Genomic DNA, 17,246 nt, shown 5'->3' with positions numbered 1-17,246 from the left:
CCCTTAATGAATTATTCGTTGTTCGTGAAAGCGTAATCTCCGTTCACTGTTGTTTTCGAGTTATCAAATAGGCTAATCGAATCGCGGTTCAAGACGATTCATTATCCACATTTAAGTTGGGATGTGGATCACAAAATACCGTCATTTATGCCAAGGTTATGTCATTTAGGTGACTAATTATTTTGCATCTATAGCTTAACGTTATATCTTGCGGCGATCAAATCCAGCAGTTTAACTTAAGTATTTGCACCGATTTGGTGCGAGAATGGTCTAATAAATGTGCGATTTGACGATTTTTCGTCTAATTGGTGATGTTTCAAGTATAGAGAGTGCGGGAGATAAAACCGGAAAAATTGATGTGTTCGCCGCTAAAAAAACGCCTGACCCACTGGCCAGGCAGTTTGGATTAGGGCGCCGACGAACCGCCGAACTCCAGATAGATTTTCGCCAGATTCTGGTACTGCGCGAAGCGGTTTTCGTCCACTGCCAGTTCCGCCTGACGGCGTTGCTCCTGCGCGTTTAACCAGTCGGTTATGGTGACGGCGCCCTGCCGGTAACGCACTTCGTTCAGCCGTTCCGATTTGCGCGCCAGCGCCAGCGAGGCCTGCAGCTGTGTCTCTTGCGCCAGCAGTTGCGCGCGCAGCGACAGGGCGTTGTTCACATCGCCCATCGCCTTGTACAGCGCCTGCCTGAACTCCAGCTCCAGCTGTTCATAGTCGTTGCGGGCGATCTTGATCTCCACGCCCATTTGTCGCCATTGCAGGAACGGCATCGTCAGGCCGGCGCCGAGGCTGCCCGTCGGGTTGCGCAGGAATTCCAGCAGCGCGCTGCTGCTGGCGCCCAGCGAGCCAGTCAGGCTGAACGCGGGATAGTATTGCAGACGTTTCTCGTCGACGTTGGCCAGGGCGGCGCGCAACCGCAGTTCTTTAGCGTTGAGATCCGGACGACGGCTCAAGACGCTGGCGGGAATGCCGGTGTTGATCTGCGGCATCGCCGTCGTCGGCAGACGCGCGGGCGCGATAGTGGCCTGGCCTGATGGCGCGCCCCGCAGCACCGCCTGTTCATTCAGCGCCTGTTGACGATCGTGTTGCAGCGTCAACAGCCGGCTTTCCTGCGTCAATAGGTTTTGTTCCGCGTTCACCACGTCCAGCGCTGAGATGCTGCCGGCCTGATAACGGGCGTTGGCCAGCCGCAGCGTCGTTTTGGCATACGCGATGCTCGCCTGGCTGACGCCGATCTGCTGATTGAGAAAACCGATGCGCCAGTAGTTGGTGGCGGCGTCGGCCAGCAGCGTCAGCCGCGCCGTTCGCAGATCCTGCTCGGAAGCCTGGCTGGCCCACTCGGCGGCGTCGCGCTGGCGCGCCAGTTTGCCCCACAGATCGACTTCATAGCTCGTAGAGAGAGTCGCGCCGCTGGTTTTATTCCAGGCGGAGGACTCGGACAACGGGCGATTGATGCCGCTGTTTAACGAGGCGCTGACGTCAGGCGCGGTGCTGATGCCGACGCGTTCCGCCTCGAGCCGCGCGCGGTAGACGCGCAGCACGGCGACGGCCAGATCGTTGTTGCTCGCCATCACCTGTTGCAGCCAGCGATCGAGCTCAGGATCGTGGAAATCACGCCAGTCGAACGGCGTCGGCGTGGCGTTTTCGGCGGCGTATTGCCACCCCGCAGGATAGTTGACCTGCGGCGCCCGGTAGTCGCTTTTCAGGGCGTTGCCGCAGCCGGCGGTGAGCAGAGCGGCGAGGCTTAACGCCAGGGGAGAGAGAATTTTCATGGGTTACTCGCTGGCCAATGAAACGACCGGATCCATCCTTGCCGCTTTACGGGCGGGGAGATAACCGAAGATCATGCCGATTAAGGTTGAACAGAAAAACGCCGTCGCGGCGGCTTGCCAGGAATAGATGGCGGTGAACATGCCGCCCGCCAGCGAGGTGAATAGCGAACCGGCGGCGAACGACAGCGCAATGCCCAAAATGCCGCCGATCAGACAGACCAGCACCGCCTCGATCATGAACTGTTGCATGATATCGCCGCGCCGCGCGCCGACCGCCATGCGCACGCCGATCTCGTGGGTGCGCTCGGTGACCGAGACCAGCATGATGTTCATCACGCCCAGGCTGCCGATCACCAGCGAGATCGAGGCCACCATCAGGATCAGCAGGCTGAGCGTCATCGAGGTGCGTTCGATCGATTTACGGAACTGATCGCGGTTGAACGTCATGAAATCCTTGACGCCATGGCGTTGGGTCAGCAACTGCGTGATGGCGCTGACGGCGGCTTCGCTGGCGACGTCGTCTTTCAGGCGCACGGTGATGCCGCTGAGCGTGGTCTTGCCGACCATACGGTACATCACCGTGCTGTAGGGCATCCAGACGCTGATGCGGTTAGGCGCATAGTTGCGTTCGCTTTTGGCGACGCCGACCACCCGCGCCGGCACCGAGCCGAGAAATACGATCTGGCCGAGCGGCTCGACGCCAAAATCGCCGAACAGCGCCTGGCGCGCGTTATCGTCGATGATCACTTCCTGCAGCGCGTTGCGATCGTCGCGGAAGGTGGCGCCTTGCACCAGCGTGATGCCGTTGACGCGGAAATAGTCGCGCCCGACGCCGGTGATCGAGGCGGTGGCGGATTTGCTGCGAAAACGGATACTGTCGGACGCGCTGACCTCCGGGCTGACGCTGTCGACGAAGCTTTGCTGCGCCAGCGCGTCGGCGTCGGCCGGCACCAGGGTGCGGATGCTGTCGATGGCGTCGTCGAAGAAGTCGCGCCCCGGATAGATGCTCACCACGTTGGTGCCGAGCCCCTTGATATTCTCCAGCGTGCGCTGCTTGGCGCCTTCGCCCAGCGCCACCACCGTCACCACGGCGGCGATGCCGAAGATAATGCCGGTCATGGTCAGCGCGGTGCGCAGGCGATGGGCGTTCATCGCTTTCAGCGCCATATGTAGCGATTCGCGGGTGCGGTCAATCAGGCTTTGCCAGCCGCTTTGCCGACTGCGGTTCGGCGGCGGCAGCGATGGGCCGGACGCCGACTTGCGGCCGCTGTCAGCGATGATCTCGCCGTCTCGCAGCTCGATGACGCGGTGCGCATGCTGCGCCACGTTCATATCGTGGGTCACGATCACCACGGTGTGGCCGCGCTGATTCAATTCGCTCAGGATCGCCAGCACTTCCTGGCCGGATTGGGTGTCCAGTGCGCCGGTCGGTTCGTCCGCCAGGATGATTTCGCCGCCGTTGATCAGCGAGCGGGCGATGCTGACGCGCTGCTGCTGGCCGCCGGAAAGCTGGCCGGGCTTGTGGTCTTCGCGTCCCTCAAGGCCCAACCGCGCCAGCAGTTGCGCCGCTCGCCGCCGCCGCTGATCGCGCCGGGCGTTGGCGTAGATAGCCGGAATTTCGACGTTGCCCAGCGCGCTGAGATCGGGCATCAGGTGGTAACGCTGGAAGATAAAGCCGATATGCTCGCGGCGCAGGCGGGCCAGTTCGTCCGGCGACAGGTGGGCGGCGTTCTGGCCGCTGATGTAGTAGTCGCCGCGATCCGGCACGTCGAGGCAGCCCATGATGTTCATCAGCGTCGATTTGCCGGAACCGGAGGCGCCGATGATCGCCACCAGCTCGCCGGCGGCGATGGTCAAATCGATGTCTTTCAACACCGTCAGCGTCTGACCGCCGTTGGTGTAGGTTCGACTGATGCCTTTTAGCTCGATGATCGCGTTCACAGGAAAATGCCATCCTCAGCCGACTTGGCGGCGGGCTGCGACAGCACCACGGTTTCACCGGCTTTCAGGCCGCTGAGGATCTGAATATCGACGTTGTTGGTGATGCCTGTGGTCACTTCGCGCGTTTCCAGCCGCTGATCCTGAGTCAGCACCTGCACCTGCTGCACTTTTCCTTCGGTTTTATGCACCGCCTGGATCGGCACCAGCAGGGTGTTCTTCGCGTCGCCGAGCAGTAAGGAAACCTGCGCGGTCATGGCGATGCGCAGGCGGTTCTCCGGGTTGGGCACGTCCAGCAGCGCGTTGTAATAGACCGAGGCGTTCGAGGTGCCGGAACCGGACGCGGAGCTGGTGCCGGCGAGCGAGTCGTCTTTCATCACCGATTCCGGCGCCAGCTCGATGGTGCGTAGCGTGGCGTCGTACCGTTTATCCGGATCGGAAAAAATAGTGAAGTACGCCTTTTGCCCCGGTGAAATGCGGGTGATGTCGGCTTCGGAGATCTGCGCCTTGATGGTCATCATATCCAACCGCGCCAGCTTGACGATGGTCGGCGCGCTTTGGCTGGAGTTGACCGTTTGCCCCTGCTGCGTCACCACGGCGATGACGATGCCGTCCATCGGCGCGACCACGCGGGTATAGCCCAGATCGATTTTTTTCTTGTCGACTTCAATCTGCGCCTGCACCAGGCGCGCATTGAGCGAAAGCTGTTCGGCGCGGGTGGTGGCCAGCGTGGCCTCGGCGGTCTCGAAGTCTTCACGCGAGCTGGCTTCGTCGCTCAGCATGCGGCGCTGGCGTTTGAAACGCGATTCCGCCTGCTTCAACTGCGCCTGTTTGGCCTGCAATTCGGCCTTGATGACGTTCAGCGCCGCCTCGGCGTTGCGCAGATCGTTGCGCTGTTGCAGATCGTCGATGTCGGCGATCGGCTGCCCTTTGGTGACGCGATCGCCCAGTTTGACCTTCAGCGATTTGACTTCGCCGGAGACGCGGGCGCCGACGTTGACGCGTTCGATGGCATCCAGCCGCCCGGTGGCCAGCACGGCGTTTTCGATATTGCCCAGGCGGGCCGGCGCGGTAACGTAATCCTGCTGCGGCGGGCGTTGCCAAAAGATGGCCAGCGCGACGGCGACGGCGATGAAAACGATGGCGGCGAGCAACGCCAGACGGCGGGAGGGGAGTTTCAGTGATGACATACCCAGGTTTTCCATAACGATAAAAGCGGCGGTTCCAGTCTGCCATCATGGCAGCGCCAGCTTGAACTGGCGCTAAACGTGAGGCGCTTTCCCGCTGGAAAGGGGATGGTAAAGGCTTTCCCGCTAAAGATCACGGCGAGTTATTATCTTTCGGGTGTGCAACCGGCTGCAGGGCGCGTTATACTGGCTAAAAAACCAGTATTCATTCATCAGCAGGACAACACCGCCGCCATGATGCCAAACCGCCTCGAGCCGGAACTCGACATTTATCAATACCCGGAGCACCTGCGCGCCTGCCTGGCGCCGTTGCCCAAAGGGCCGGGTGTGTATATGTTTCACGGTCAAAGCGAGAGCCTGCCGCTTTACATCGGTAAAAGCGTCAATATACGCAGCCGGGTGATGGCGCATTTCCGCGCGCAGGACGAGGCTAAAATGCTGCGGCAAACCCGACGCATCAGCTTTATCGAGACCGCCGGCGAGTTGGGGGCACTGCTGCTGGAGGCGCAATTGATCAAACAACAACAGCCGCTGTTCAACAAGCGCCTGCGGCGCTCGAAGCAGCTGTGCGCGCTGCGCGTGCAGGCCGACACGGTGACGATTGCTCACGCCAAAGAGATCGATTTCGCCGTTACGCCCCATCTCTACGGGCTGTTCGCCAATCGCCACGCCGCGCTGGAAAAGCTGCGCGCCATCGCCGACGAGCATCGTTTATGTTACGGCAAGCTGGGGATCGACAAGCTGCCGGCGGGGCGAGCCTGTTTCCGCTACAGCCTGCGCAAGTGCGCGGGCGCCTGCTGTGGCGTGGAGTCGGCGCAGGAGCATGCGCTGCGGCTCGGCGCGGCGCTTGAACAGCTGAGCATCGCCTGTTGGCCGTTCGCCGGGCGAGTGGCGTTGGAAGAACAGGGCGAGACGCTGCGTCAGTACCATGTGATTCACAATTGGTTTTATCTGGGGTCGGTCAACAGCCTGGCGCAGGCGCAGCGGCTCCAGAGTGCGGCCAGCCATTTTGATAGCGATGGCTACAAGATTTTGTGCAAGCCACTCATGGCCGGCGATTATCGGATTATTGAGCTGCCGTAATGCCATAACGCTATCGATAACCTAAGACTTATCCGTAAAGTCAGGGCATTATGCTAAAAAAGCTTGAGTCCATAATGTTGTTATGGATAATGGCGCCCCGAAGCGAAGGAATGCGCTATTAACTCAGTTGGCAGAGTGATTGGTTTTATAATGGCTTGTTTTGGCTTGAAAATTGATAGACGCGGGTTCGAGTCCTGCATAGCGCGCCAGCTTTCTTTCCTTCATCTCACCGCGCTTATCGTAAAGCGCACCCGGGTTGATTTGCACTATCGGCTCCTCGTTGGGATTTTCGGGTGTGCTTTACCGTAACCGCTGGCTTTCCTTCCTCTTTCTCTTTCGATCCTTTGCTAAACTGTAATCAGGCAGGCTTGCTGCCCGGCAACAGGAGGTCGATATGTCTCACTCCGAGCAACTGCAGGAACTCTTGCAACGCGTCGCCGCCCTCGAGGCGAGAGAGAAAGCGCTGAGCGCCGCGTCCAACGCTTATCAGGCGATTATCACCACCATGTTGGGCAATATGGAGAAGACCGAACGTGACCGGATCATCGCGATGATCGATCAGGCTCATGAAATCGCTTACGCCCGCGCCATTCAACGCAGCAACGAACCGCAAAAGCAGAAGATCAAACAGGCCGACGATGTGGCCCAGCGTATGTTCATGTTTGCACAGGGCAAGGCCGCCCAGCCGCGCTGAAGCCGAACTATAACAGTTGCCGCCATTAAGTTGGCTAACTGATCTACCCGGCGAAACTGTACTTGTGTTACTTTTAGCGGTGAGATTTGATGGCAATGCTGTTTCCAGCATAAGGTTGTAACGATGGACGCGATTAAAAGCATCTTGGTTAAAGAGATTGAACAGATCAATCGGCGTGAAGGGCGGGACGGCAAGCCGCGCTTCAACAGCGAATTCGCCCGCACTCACCGCTATCTGTGCCTTGCCATGTTCGCCGGTTATTTCGCGGTGATCGCCGTGATGTATCAGGTGCCGTACATGGGGATATATGCCTTCCTGGGCTTCACCGCTTTCGTGCTGTTCATGTTCGCCATGCTACTGATCGAGATCCGGCCGGTGTACCGCTTCGAGGACATCGGGGTGCTGGATCTGCGAGTTTGCTACAACGGCGAGTGGTACTTCACCCGCGCGCTGTCGCCTTATGCGGTGCAGCAGCTGCTGGATGAGCCATCTATCGGTGCCGCGCTGAAACAGAAGATGCGCGTGATCATCGGCAACAAAGGCGAAATCGACTTCTACGACGTGTACGACATGGCCTACGGAAAAAAGCCGCAAGATGAGACACCTCAGTTGGCGGCGGCAAACTGAAAGGTTTCCGGCCGGCGGCTTGTCGATTATACTCAGCGTTTGAACGCGAAGCAGAATGAGGACCAAGCGATGAGTGATGATATTTTCGATTTTGATATCGATGCCGAACTGGCGAAAGCCGAAGAAAAAGCGGCGCAGAAGGTAAAAGAGGTCCCCGAGTTCCTCGAAGACGAAGCGGACTGCGAAGGTTGCAAGATCTGATCGCCTGCCCCATAAAAAAAACCGCCGCGGCGGTTTTTTTTATGTCTGAGCGTCGCTGGGTATTATCAATCCAGCACGAATCCCCAGATCAGGAACGCCGCCACCAGAATCAGGCAAAGCGCGGACACCGTCACCAGTATTTTCCCCAGAATGTCTTTTTCTTGTTCCTGCTGCGTCACGTTGAAATTATCCAATTAAAAGTCTATGGACCAAACCGGCGATGCTGAGATCGGCTGCCGCTACGCCCAGCGCCATGAGCATCATCACCGAAAGAAATCGAGTCTTGCCGTTCACATCCTTAATCCCTGTGGACGCCGCTGTTAGTTTTTATATCAAAGGGATATCATTCAGCGACGCTCTATTTCATGCATCATGATAGTGATTAAGAACGTTCTTAAGGCCAGAAGTTCCCTCATCGGGTAACGCCGCCCGCGGTAGCGTCAGTCGGTTACGATTCGGACGCCTATCTTACTGACTTGATTGCCGTCCATTTCGGCTATGGTCCAGGTCAGGCCGTCCCATTCCACCTGGTCGCCGATCACCGGTTCACCGCCGATCAGCTGAATGACGAACTGCCCCAGCGTCTGCTGCTCGTCGACGTCGTCTTGCAGATTGAGGCCATAAACCTGCGAGATGTCGCTTAAACGGGCGTCGGATTGCAGGATAAAGTCGCCGAAGAAGCGTTCGTCGAGCGTCACGGCCGGCGCCTGGCTGAACAGCTTGCCGAGGATCGGCAGATCGTGCTCATGGCCGATGACGCACAGAATATCGTTCTCCCGCAGCCGGGTACTGCCGCTAGGATGCAGCAGCTCTTTGCCGCGGAACAGGGCGGCGATGCGGGTATTGGGCGGCATTTTCAGCTCACGCAGCGCCGCGCCGACGCACCAGTTTTCCGCCGAAAGCTGATACACGAACTGTTCCCACTGGTTTTCCGGGTGTACATCCAGCCCAACGCGGGAGATCGGCGTCAGCGCCGGCGGCACGATCACCTTGGCTTTTTTAGCGGCGAACGACAGTGTGGTGCCCTGTAGCAGCAGGGAGACCAGCACCACGAAGAACGCCACGTTGAAGAACAGCTGGGCGTTGGGCAGCCCGGCCATCATCGGGAACACCGCCAGAATCACCGGCACCGCGCCGCGCAGGCCGACCCAGGAAATAAAGCCGCGCTCGCGCAGGGTAAAGCTGCGGAACGGCAGCAGGCCGATAAACACCGACAGCGGGCGGGCGAACAGGATCATCCACAGCGACAGCAGCAGAGCAGGGATGGCGATCGGCAGCAGCTCGTGCGGGTTGAGCAGCAGCCCGAGCACCAGGAACATGCCGATCTGGCTGAGCCAGGCCAGGCCATCGAAGGTTTGTACGATGCCGTGACGGTTGCGGATCGGCCGGTTGCCCAGCAGCAGGCCGCACAAATACACCGCCAGAATGCCGCTGCCGTCCAGCGCGGTGGTCAGTGCGAAAATAAGAATACCGCCGCTTACCGCCAGCAGCGGATAGAGGCCGTCCGCCAGTTTGATGTGGTTGATCAGCGTCAGTAGCAGCCAGCCGCCGCCCAGACCGAAGACGATGCCCATGCCGAACTGCTGCATCAGATGCAGCGGGAAGGTCCAGCTCAGTGCGGTTTCCCCGGCGGCGATCATCGCAATCAGCGTGATGGTGAGAAACACCGCCATCGGATCGTTGCTGCCGGATTCGATCTCCAGCGTGGCGCTGACGCGTTCGTTCAAACCTTTGCCCCCCAAAAGGGAGAAGACCGCGGCGGCGTCGGTGGAACCGATGATGGCGCCGATCAGCAGCCCCTGCAGCAGATCGAGATTGAACAGCCAGGCGGCGGCCATGCCGGTCAGACCGGCGGTGATCACTACACCGACGGTGGCGAGAGAGAGTGCCGGCCACAGGGCGACGCGGAAAGAGCTGACCCGGGTACGCATGCCGCCGTCGAGCAGGATCACTGCCAACGCGAGGTTGCTGACCAGATAAGCGACCGGGTAATTGCTGAAGACGATGCCGCCGGGGCCATCGACGCCGGCCAGCATGCCGATCGCCAGGAAGATCACCAGGATCGGAATGCCGAGCCGGGAAGAAAATGAGCTGAGCAGAATGCTTGCCCCCACCAGCACGGCACCGATGACGAACAAACTGTTAATGGTGCTGGCATCCAAAATATTGCTCTCCTGAGGCTGGGAATAGGGGGGGCACTGCGCGTGTGCCGATGATAACGTGTTTAGTGGGTAAAACGCCAAGGCTGATTGTGAAAACAACCGATCAATTATTGCCTGTTGGCACGTTTGAACTACGAAAGTGAGGAGAAGAGGGGAAATTCTGCCTTTTATCTAACATTATCAGGCTGCTGTGTTTCTGTTTCGACAATAATGTCCCATTCGGCGGAGGAAAAACCATTAAGCCCGCGCAGGCAGGCTTAATGGTTTGCAGGCGCGGTAGGATTAATGATCGAGCGATTCCAGCGCCCGTTTGATCAGTTCGGTGGCCAGCTTGCTTTCCGCCTCAGAAATACCGTCGAGATTGAAGTTGGAAAGCTCAGCGACCAAAACGCTGCGTTCTTTGCCGCTGATCGAAGCGTCCAGCGCGGACAGCAACCTGCCGAGGATCTTCAGCAGGGTGGCGTTTTCCGCTATGGCTTCTTGAGCCGGGGGGGTCTTATCGGTCATTCAAAATCCTCTCTGTCGTGACGGAAGGGAGATGCAGCTAACGCCATCGAATAAATTAAACGATCGCGCAGCCCTTCGGGGGTGTTGAGCCCAATCACTACCGTAAGGCAGGGATCCGGATTTCTACTTATGCATTGCAGTTATAACGGCTAGGTTATCTATGCAGCCGTATCACTTTGCCCTAACGGGCGACGCCAGGCTGAGCAATGTGTGCTCTGCATGGCAAGAGAGAGATGACGCAACCGATAGGTTGCGCCATCAAGTATAGCGACGGGGAGAAAACGTGAAGGCGGTTGAACCGCCTTCAGGAGATTTTTTCTTTTCGCAGACGGCTATTGAAACGAGGACGCTCCAACAGAAAAGTAAGATGCAGACGTTGTATCAGCGCATAGGCGACAACAGGGGCGATTAGCCCGAACAGCGTGCCGGCGATCGCTTGTGTTGGCCAATGGCTGATATGCATAAACTTGGTCAGTACGATGCGTAAGCCGCTGGCCGCGAGGATATGCATCAAATAGATGACCATGCTCAATTCGCCGAGTCGGCGCAGCCAGGAAAGATTTGTTTTGGCCAACAGAACCGACAGGTTGACGATCAAGAAGATGGCTTCAATCGCCAGTAATAGGGAGAAACTTCCGGTATCGGTATACAGCAAGCCTGAATAGCCGTGGAATCCCCACTGCAACGCGATAAACGCGATCAGGGAGGCCAGCAGCGAACCGAAACCCAGATGGGCGATGAGCGAAGCGTAGCGAATGGCAAAAACGCCCAGCAGGAAGAAGATCAAGAATCGGGTAATGTAATCAAAATGGAAGGCTTTGGTGAGGCTGTCTTGATAGACATACAGCCCCGCGCTGATAACGATCAATACCGGCAGGAGATAGCGGTATGTTTCTTTTCTATACAGCAAGGTGGCCAAAATAAAGACCATGAACAAGGCATACAGGAACCAAAACTGCGCGCGCGGATGCGTAAACAGCGACAGGATATCGCCCAGGCTGGCAGGGTTATTGGTATAGCGCGACAACAGCACTTCCACCATGCCTTGCAGCAGCGACCAGATGACATAGGGATAAACGATGGTGTCTATCTTGCTGATCACAAAGCGTGTTTTTCCCTTTTTATCCAAGGACTGCGTAAAAAACAGGCCGGAAAGGAAGAAAAACAGTGGCATATGAAAACTGTAGAGGATGCTGTCTGTCAGTAGATAGGATGAACCGGAAAGCTGAATGCCCGCGCTGTATAGACCCCGATTGACGTGGCCAAAAACCACGAGAATGATGCCGATTCCCTTGGCATAATCGACCCATGCTTCTCTCATATGTGTACCTAGCCCAGAAAGTAACGCAACTGATTTATAAGTATGAATAATGAGCGTAACAGGCAGTTGCCGTTTTGCAATGTATCCCGGGGATTAGGATTAATATTAGGAAAATGCTCAGGGCAGCTATCGCTGCGCCGAGGTAGTGAGGCGCTTTATCATTGGTGAGGTTAATTTCTGGATGATAAATCATCACCCAGAAATGGGGTGGGAAGCCTATTGCGGCTTGCCGGAGAACAGGAAGCGCAGCACCGGAATGCGCTTGTGCAGTTCATATAGCGCGAAGGCCAGAGAGAACACAAACAGCAGGCCCAGCAAGAATCCCAACAGGTTGTTGCCGATATACGGCGTCACGAAAGCGCCATATATCAGGGTCAACGGATGGTGCACCAGATATATAAACAGCGAGGCGTTGACCAGATAGGTGATGCGCGGCGAGTGATAATTCAGCAGGTTATGCCCGAAAGAGAACACTACGTTGGTCATCAGGATCCCCATTAGGGTTTTGATCACCACTTCCAGCTCGAACATATAGCTGCTGTGCGCCAACATCTTTTGGTTCAGCATATATGCGATAAACAGCAGCAGCGAACCGAGCAGCGCCAGCGGCGAGCGGCGCAGAAAAATCTCCTTAAGCCACACGTACTTAAACGCATAGGCGCCGAGGAGGAAGAACGGCAGGTAGAACATCGTCTCCATCACCACGAAATTGAACAGGCCGTTGGATAATAGCTGCGGGGCGAAAATTAAAATAATACGGTGCGCGGCCGAATAGCATACCGCATAAATAAAGAAATACAGTGAGATGTTTCCTAATCCGCGCATTCTGTTTATTATCGTTGGAATATGTTCACGGGGTTGACTCTTGATTTTACGGAACAGATAAAAACAGGCGCAGGTTAACAATGACAGCGTCAATAAGAACCACAGATGAGAAACCAATTCCCAAACTGTTACATTTATTTTCTGATAGAGAGAAAATTCATCCCAGCCGTTTAATTTATCGGTGAAATATTTCAGCATGAAAAACTGCGGCACCGTGATCAGCGGGATGGAGCTCAACAGCGGGATCGCCACCCGCTCCAGCCTGACCTTCAGCCACTGGTGGCGCTCGTAGCGCTCGTAAAGCATGTAGGAGAAGTAGCCGGATATCACGAAGAACACCTGCATGCGGAAGGCGTGGATAAAGTCGTTCAGCACCGTGAGCGAGAAGGAGGGCGACGCGCTGTTCACCGCCCAGGCGTGGCTGGAATAAATCAGGGAGAGGTGAAACGGAATGCCGAGCAACATCAAATAGGCTCTGATGGAGTCGAGGAAAAACTCGCGCTGTTTGCTGCCTTTAGTCATAGATTACCGCTGGTGATTTAATCGAGAGTTCATTAACACGCTTAATAAGTCGTCAAACGTTAAATTGTTATCCGGAACCCTACTATAGCCCCCCGCATTTTTCCATAGCGTCTTGTTGCGCGGCTTGCTACGCTGGTGTTCCATCAGCTGCTTAAACAATGAGCCGTAAACATGAACCATCCATTTATCATGTTGTCGGAAAGCTGAGTAATCCATTAATATGGATTTAAATGATTTGAGCACACGAATAGGGGGGGATGTGCTAGTTAATATATTATCCGGACAACCACGCGCCGCGAGCGTTCGTTGGTTAGGTGCGACCGTATTGTTCACGCTGTTCAGTTCGCCGGCTTGGGCCTTTTCTATTGATGATGTCGCCAAGCAGGCGCAGGATCTGGCGGCGAAAGGTTTCGAAGCCCCGAAGAGCAACCTTCCTTCTCAGTTCCGCGAGATGAAGTTCGCAGACTATCAGCAGATTCAGTTCAATCACGATAAAGCCTATTGGAGCAAGCTGAAAACCCCTTTCAAGCTTGAGTTTTATCATCAGGGGATGTACTTCGACACGCCGGTGAAAATCAACGAAGTCACCTCCACCAGCGTAAAACAGATCAAGTACAGCCCGGATTACTTCAACTTCGGTTCGGTTAAACACGACCCTGAATCGGTGAAAAATCTCGGTTTTGCCGGCTTCAAGGTGCTCTACCCGATCAACAGCGCCGACAAAAACGATGAGATCATGAGCCTGCTGGGCGCGAGCTATTTCCGCGTGGTGGGTAAAGGGCAGGTTTACGGGCTTTCCGCTCGCGGCCTGGCTATCGATACCGCTTTGCCGTCCGGCGAAGAGTTCCCGCGTTTCCGCGAATTCTGGGTTGAGCGTCCGAAGCAGGGCGACAAGCACCTGGTGATCTATGCGCTGCTGGATTCCCCGCGCGCCACCGGCGCTTACCGTTTTACGGTGATCCCGGGCCGCGACACCACCGTGGACGTCGAGTCCAAAGTGTTCCTGCGCGACAAGGTGGGCAAACTGGGCTTGGCGCCGTTGACCAGCATGTACCTGTTCGGGCCGAACCAGCCGTCGCCGACGCTGAACTACCGCCCGGCGTTGCACGATTCCAACGGTCTGTCTATCCATGCCGGCAACGGCGAGTGGATCTGGCGTCCGCTGAACAATCCTAAACACCTGTCCGTCAGCACCTATACCGTCGAGAATCCGAAAGGCTTCGGTCTGCTGCAGCGCGGTCGCAACTTCAAAGAATATGAAGATCTGGACGATCGTTACGATCTGCGTCCGAGCGCCTGGATCGAACCGAAGGGCGACTGGGGCAAAGGCAAGGTCGAGCTGGTGGAGATCCCGACGGCGGATGAAACCAACGACAACATCGTCGCGTTCTGGACGCCGGATACCTTGCCGGAGGCCAAAAAGCCGCTGACGCTGAGCTACCGTTTGAACTTCACCCGCGATGAAGACAAACTGCATTCGCAAGATATCGCCTATGTGGCTCGTACCATGCGCTCGACCGGCGACGTGAAGCAGTCCAACCTGATTCGCGAGCCAGACGGCAGCGTGGCCTTCCTGGTCGACTTCGTTGGCCCGGTGCTGAAAGGGCTGGATGCCAATACTCCGGTCGCCTCTCAGATCAGCATCGGCGACAACGGTGAGATGGTAGAAAACAACGTCCGCTATAACCCAGTGACCAAAGGCTGGCGCCTGACGGTGCGTCTGAAAGTGAAAGACGACAAGAAGCCGGTAGAAATGCGTGCGGCACTGGTCAATGGCGATAAGACTCTGTCGGAAACCTGGAGCTATCAGCTACCTGCCAATGAATAAGCCTACTCAACCCGCCCAGGATTATCTTGCGGCGCTGCCTCTGACCGCCGAGCGGTCGGAGGCGCTCAACCCTCAAACGGCGGATGACGCTCAGGCACTGGAGGCGCTCCATCGGCAGATGGGCGCCGCTGACGCCAACGTCAATAGCCTGTCGGCGGATGACGTGGCGCTGGCCTCGGTCAAACCGCGTATCGAAAACGCCTGGCCGGATGCGGTCAGCGATGACGACTTCGACACCGACGCCGAAGGGCGCGCCATTCTGAAGGCGACGCCGCCGATCAAACGGACCACCATGTTCCCGGAAGCCTGGCGCACCAACCCGGTGGCGCGCTTCTGGGATTCTCTGCTGGGGCGTTCGCCGCACAATCGGCACGCCACCAAAGAGGAGGCCGAGGCTGAAAACCGCTGGCGTACCGTCGGCTCCATGCGCCGCTATGTGCTGCTGGTGCTGATGCTGGTGCAAACCGGCATCGCTACCTGGTATATGAAAACCATCTTGCCTTATCAGGGCTGGGCGCTGATCGATCCTATCGCCATGCTGGATCAGGATCTGATGCAGTCGGTGCTGCAGCTGCTGCCGTATGTGCTGCAAACCGGCATTCTGATCCTGTTCGCCGTGCTGTTCTGCTGGGTCTCGGCCGGTTTTTGGACCGCGCTGATGGGCTTCCTGCAGCTGCTGATCGGCAAGGACAAATACAGCATTTCCTCCACCATCAAGGGCGATGAGCCGATCAACCCGGCGCACCGCACTGCGCTGATCATGCCGATCTGCAACGAAGACGTCGAACGCGTGTTCGCCGGCCTGCGTGCGACCTATGAGTCCGTCGCCGCGACCGGTCAGTTGGAACACTTCGATATCTACGTGCTGAGCGACAGCTACGATCCGGACATCTGCGTGGCCGAGCAAAAGGCGTGGATGGAGCTGTGCCGCGATGTCGATGGCCACGGCCGCATTTTCTATCGCCGCCGCCGTCGCCGCGTAAAACGCAAGAGCGGCAACATCGACGACTTCTGCCGTCGCTGGGGCGGTGAGTACAGCTACATGGTGATCCTGGATGCCGACAGCGTGATGAGCGGCGAATGCCTCACCGGGCTGGTGCGTCTGATGGAAGCCAACCCGAACGCCGGCATCATCCAGTCGGCGCCGAAGGCGTCCGGTATGGATACCCTGTATGCGCGCGTGCAGCAGTTCGCCACCCGCGTTTACGGGCCGTTGTTCACCGCCGGCCTGCATTTCTGGCAGCTGGGCGAGTCGCACTACTGGGGGCACAACGCTATCATCCGCGTGAAGCCGTTTATCGAGCACTGTGCGCTGGCGCCGCTGCCGGGCGAGGGCTCTTTCGCCGGGTCTATCCTGTCGCACGACTTCGTTGAAGCGGCGCTGATGCGCCGCGCCGGCTGGGGCGTGTGGATCGCTTACGATCTGCCGGGCAGTTATGAAGAGCTGCCGCCAAACCTGCTGGACGAGCTGAAGCGCGACCGTCGCTGGTGTCACGGCAACCTGATGAACTTCCGCCTGTTCCTGGTGAAAGGCATGCACCCGGTGCACCGCGCGGTGTTCCTGACCGGTGTCATGTCCTACCTGTCGGCGCCACTGTGGTTTATGTTCCTGGCGCTCTCCACCGCATTGCAGGTGGTGCATACGCTGATGGAGCCGCAATACTTCCTGCAGCCACGGCAGCTGTTCCCGGTCTGGCCGCAGTGGCGGCCCGAGCTGGCGATAGCGCTGTTCTCCACCACGCTGGTGCTGCTGTTCCTGCCGAAGTTGCTCAGTATTGTGCTGATCTGGGCCAAGGGCGCGAAAGAGTACGGCGGGGCGTTCCGTCTGTTCATTTCGATGCTGATGGAAATGCTGTTCTCGGTGCTGCTGGCGCCGGTGCGCATGCTGTTCCATACCGTATTCGTGGTGAGCGCCTTCCTCGGTTGGGAAGTGGTGTGGAATTCGCCGCAGCGTGACGATGACGATACGCCGTGGGGGGAAGCGTTCCGCCGCCATGGCTCGCAGATGTTGCTGGGCCTGGTGTGGGCCGGCGGCATGGCGTGGCTGGATCTGCGCTTCCTGTGGTGGTTGGCGCCGATCGTGTTTTCGTTGATCCTGTCGCCGTTCGTGTCGGTGCTGTCGAGCCGCGCAACGCTGGGCATGAAAAGCAAACGCGCCAAGCTGTTCCTGATCCCGGAAGAGTACAATCCGCCGCGTGAGCTGTTGGCGACGGAAGAATATCTGCATCTCAACCGTAACCGCGCGCTGACCAACGGCTTTATGCATGCGGTGGTCAACCCATCCTTCAACGCGCTGGCGACGGCGTTGGCGACGGCGCGTCACCATCTGCGCGCGACGCTCGATCGCAACCGTGAGGAGCGGGTGAACGAAGCGCTGCAGTTGGGACCTGAGAAGCTGGTGAAGGGCAAACGTCTGGAGCTGCTGAGCGATCCGGTCACGCTGGCTCGTTTGCATCAGCGCGTCTGGCTGTTGCCGGAAGGCGCCGCCTGGCGTGAGCACTATCAGCAGTTGCCGCACAACCCGCTGGCGCACCCTACGGGCCGGCGTTAATCGCTTAACGGCAACGCTCAGACGGG

General features: G+C 57.7%; 14 protein-coding genes and 1 tRNA gene. 7 read left to right on the top strand and 8 right to left on the bottom strand.

All coding sequences use genetic code 11. The annotated features are described in order from the left end of the window. Positions 1-406 precede the first annotated feature (406 nt). Genes CRO23_RS15130 through CRO23_RS15120 form a run of 3 tightly spaced genes read right to left on the bottom strand, consistent with a single transcriptional unit; the run spans position 407 to position 4,917 of the window. The gene (locus CRO23_RS15130; RefSeq protein WP_097102373.1) at positions 407-1,774 is read right to left on the bottom strand and encodes a TolC family protein; all 1,368 of its coding nucleotides are present in this window, start codon (positions 1,772-1,774) and stop codon (positions 407-409) included. A 3-nt stretch (positions 1,775-1,777) separates the two neighbouring features. Continuing rightward, positions 1,778-3,715, bottom strand: coding sequence for a MacB family efflux pump subunit (locus CRO23_RS15125; protein ID WP_016928233.1), 1,938 nt, complete (start codon positions 3,713-3,715; stop codon positions 1,778-1,780). Further along, a complete protein-coding gene (locus CRO23_RS15120) occupies positions 3,712-4,917 on the bottom strand; it encodes an efflux RND transporter periplasmic adaptor subunit (protein ID WP_079449414.1) in 1,206 nt (401 codons plus the stop codon). The genes CRO23_RS15125 and CRO23_RS15120 overlap by 4 nt, the downstream gene beginning before the upstream one ends. Before the next feature lie 216 nt (positions 4,918-5,133). On the opposite strand from CRO23_RS15120, the gene cho reads away from it, so the two are divergent. From cho to CRO23_RS25325, 5 genes are all read left to right on the top strand, one after another. Next, complete coding sequence (cho, locus tag CRO23_RS15115; protein WP_079449677.1) at positions 5,134-5,982, top strand: excinuclease Cho; 849 nt, start codon at positions 5,134-5,136, stop codon at positions 5,980-5,982. A gap of 112 nt (positions 5,983-6,094) precedes the next feature. Beyond that, positions 6,095-6,191: transfer RNA gene (locus CRO23_RS15110), tRNA-OTHER, on the top strand. A 185-nt stretch (positions 6,192-6,376) separates the two neighbouring features. After that, entirely contained in the window at positions 6,377-6,676 is a 300-nt protein-coding gene (locus CRO23_RS15105; protein ID WP_016928230.1) for a sigma-S stabilization anti-adapter protein IraP, read from the top strand. Between the two features lie 123 nt (positions 6,677-6,799). Beyond that, a complete protein-coding gene (locus tag CRO23_RS15100) occupies positions 6,800-7,303 on the top strand; it encodes a YlaC family protein (protein ID WP_016928229.1) in 504 nt (167 codons plus the stop codon). A gap of 69 nt (positions 7,304-7,372) precedes the next feature. After that, positions 7,373-7,504 (top strand): hypothetical protein, encoded by a 132-nt coding sequence (locus tag CRO23_RS25325; RefSeq protein ID WP_015377413.1) that lies wholly within the window; start codon positions 7,373-7,375, stop codon positions 7,502-7,504. Between the two features lie 65 nt (positions 7,505-7,569). On the opposite strand, the gene CRO23_RS25320 is transcribed toward CRO23_RS25325, so the two are convergent. From CRO23_RS25320 to mdoC, 5 genes are all read right to left on the bottom strand, one after another. Then, positions 7,570-7,698, bottom strand: a complete 129-nt coding sequence (locus CRO23_RS25320; protein ID WP_016928228.1) for a hypothetical protein — start codon at positions 7,696-7,698, stop codon at positions 7,570-7,572. A gap of 246 nt (positions 7,699-7,944) precedes the next feature. After that, positions 7,945-9,666: a potassium/proton antiporter gene (locus CRO23_RS15095; protein ID WP_015377414.1), complete on the bottom strand. Its 1,722-nt coding sequence runs from the start codon at positions 9,664-9,666 to the stop codon at positions 7,945-7,947. Positions 9,667-9,948: 282 nt separating this feature from the next. Continuing rightward, positions 9,949-10,173, bottom strand: a complete 225-nt coding sequence (locus CRO23_RS15090) for a hypothetical protein (protein WP_016928227.1) — start codon at positions 10,171-10,173, stop codon at positions 9,949-9,951. Positions 10,174-10,477: 304 nt separating this feature from the next. Next, entirely contained in the window at positions 10,478-11,494 is a 1,017-nt protein-coding gene (locus tag CRO23_RS15085) for an acyltransferase family protein (protein WP_097102371.1), read from the bottom strand. Positions 11,495-11,710: 216 nt separating this feature from the next. After that, on the bottom strand, positions 11,711-12,841 hold the full coding sequence (gene mdoC / locus CRO23_RS15080; protein WP_079451373.1) for a glucans biosynthesis protein MdoC: 1,131 nt from the start codon (positions 12,839-12,841) through the stop codon (positions 11,711-11,713). A 259-nt stretch (positions 12,842-13,100) separates the two neighbouring features. Between mdoC and mdoG the strand changes: the two genes are divergently transcribed. After that, on the top strand, positions 13,101-14,669 hold the full coding sequence (mdoG, locus tag CRO23_RS15075) for a glucans biosynthesis protein MdoG (RefSeq protein ID WP_025302384.1): 1,569 nt from the start codon (positions 13,101-13,103) through the stop codon (positions 14,667-14,669). After that, complete coding sequence (gene mdoH, locus CRO23_RS15070) at positions 14,662-17,220, top strand: glucans biosynthesis glucosyltransferase MdoH (RefSeq protein WP_016928223.1); 2,559 nt, start codon at positions 14,662-14,664, stop codon at positions 17,218-17,220. Before mdoG ends, mdoH begins: the two co-directional genes overlap by 8 nt. Positions 17,221-17,246: the final 26 nt, after the last annotated feature.

It is taken from the genome of Serratia sp. JKS296, assembly GCF_900215445.1.
Taxonomy (GTDB): Bacteria; Pseudomonadota; Gammaproteobacteria; order Enterobacterales; family Enterobacteriaceae; genus Serratia; species Serratia marcescens.
The sequence above is the reverse complement of the archived record's forward strand: the minus strand, read 5'-3'. Positions and strand labels throughout refer to the sequence as shown.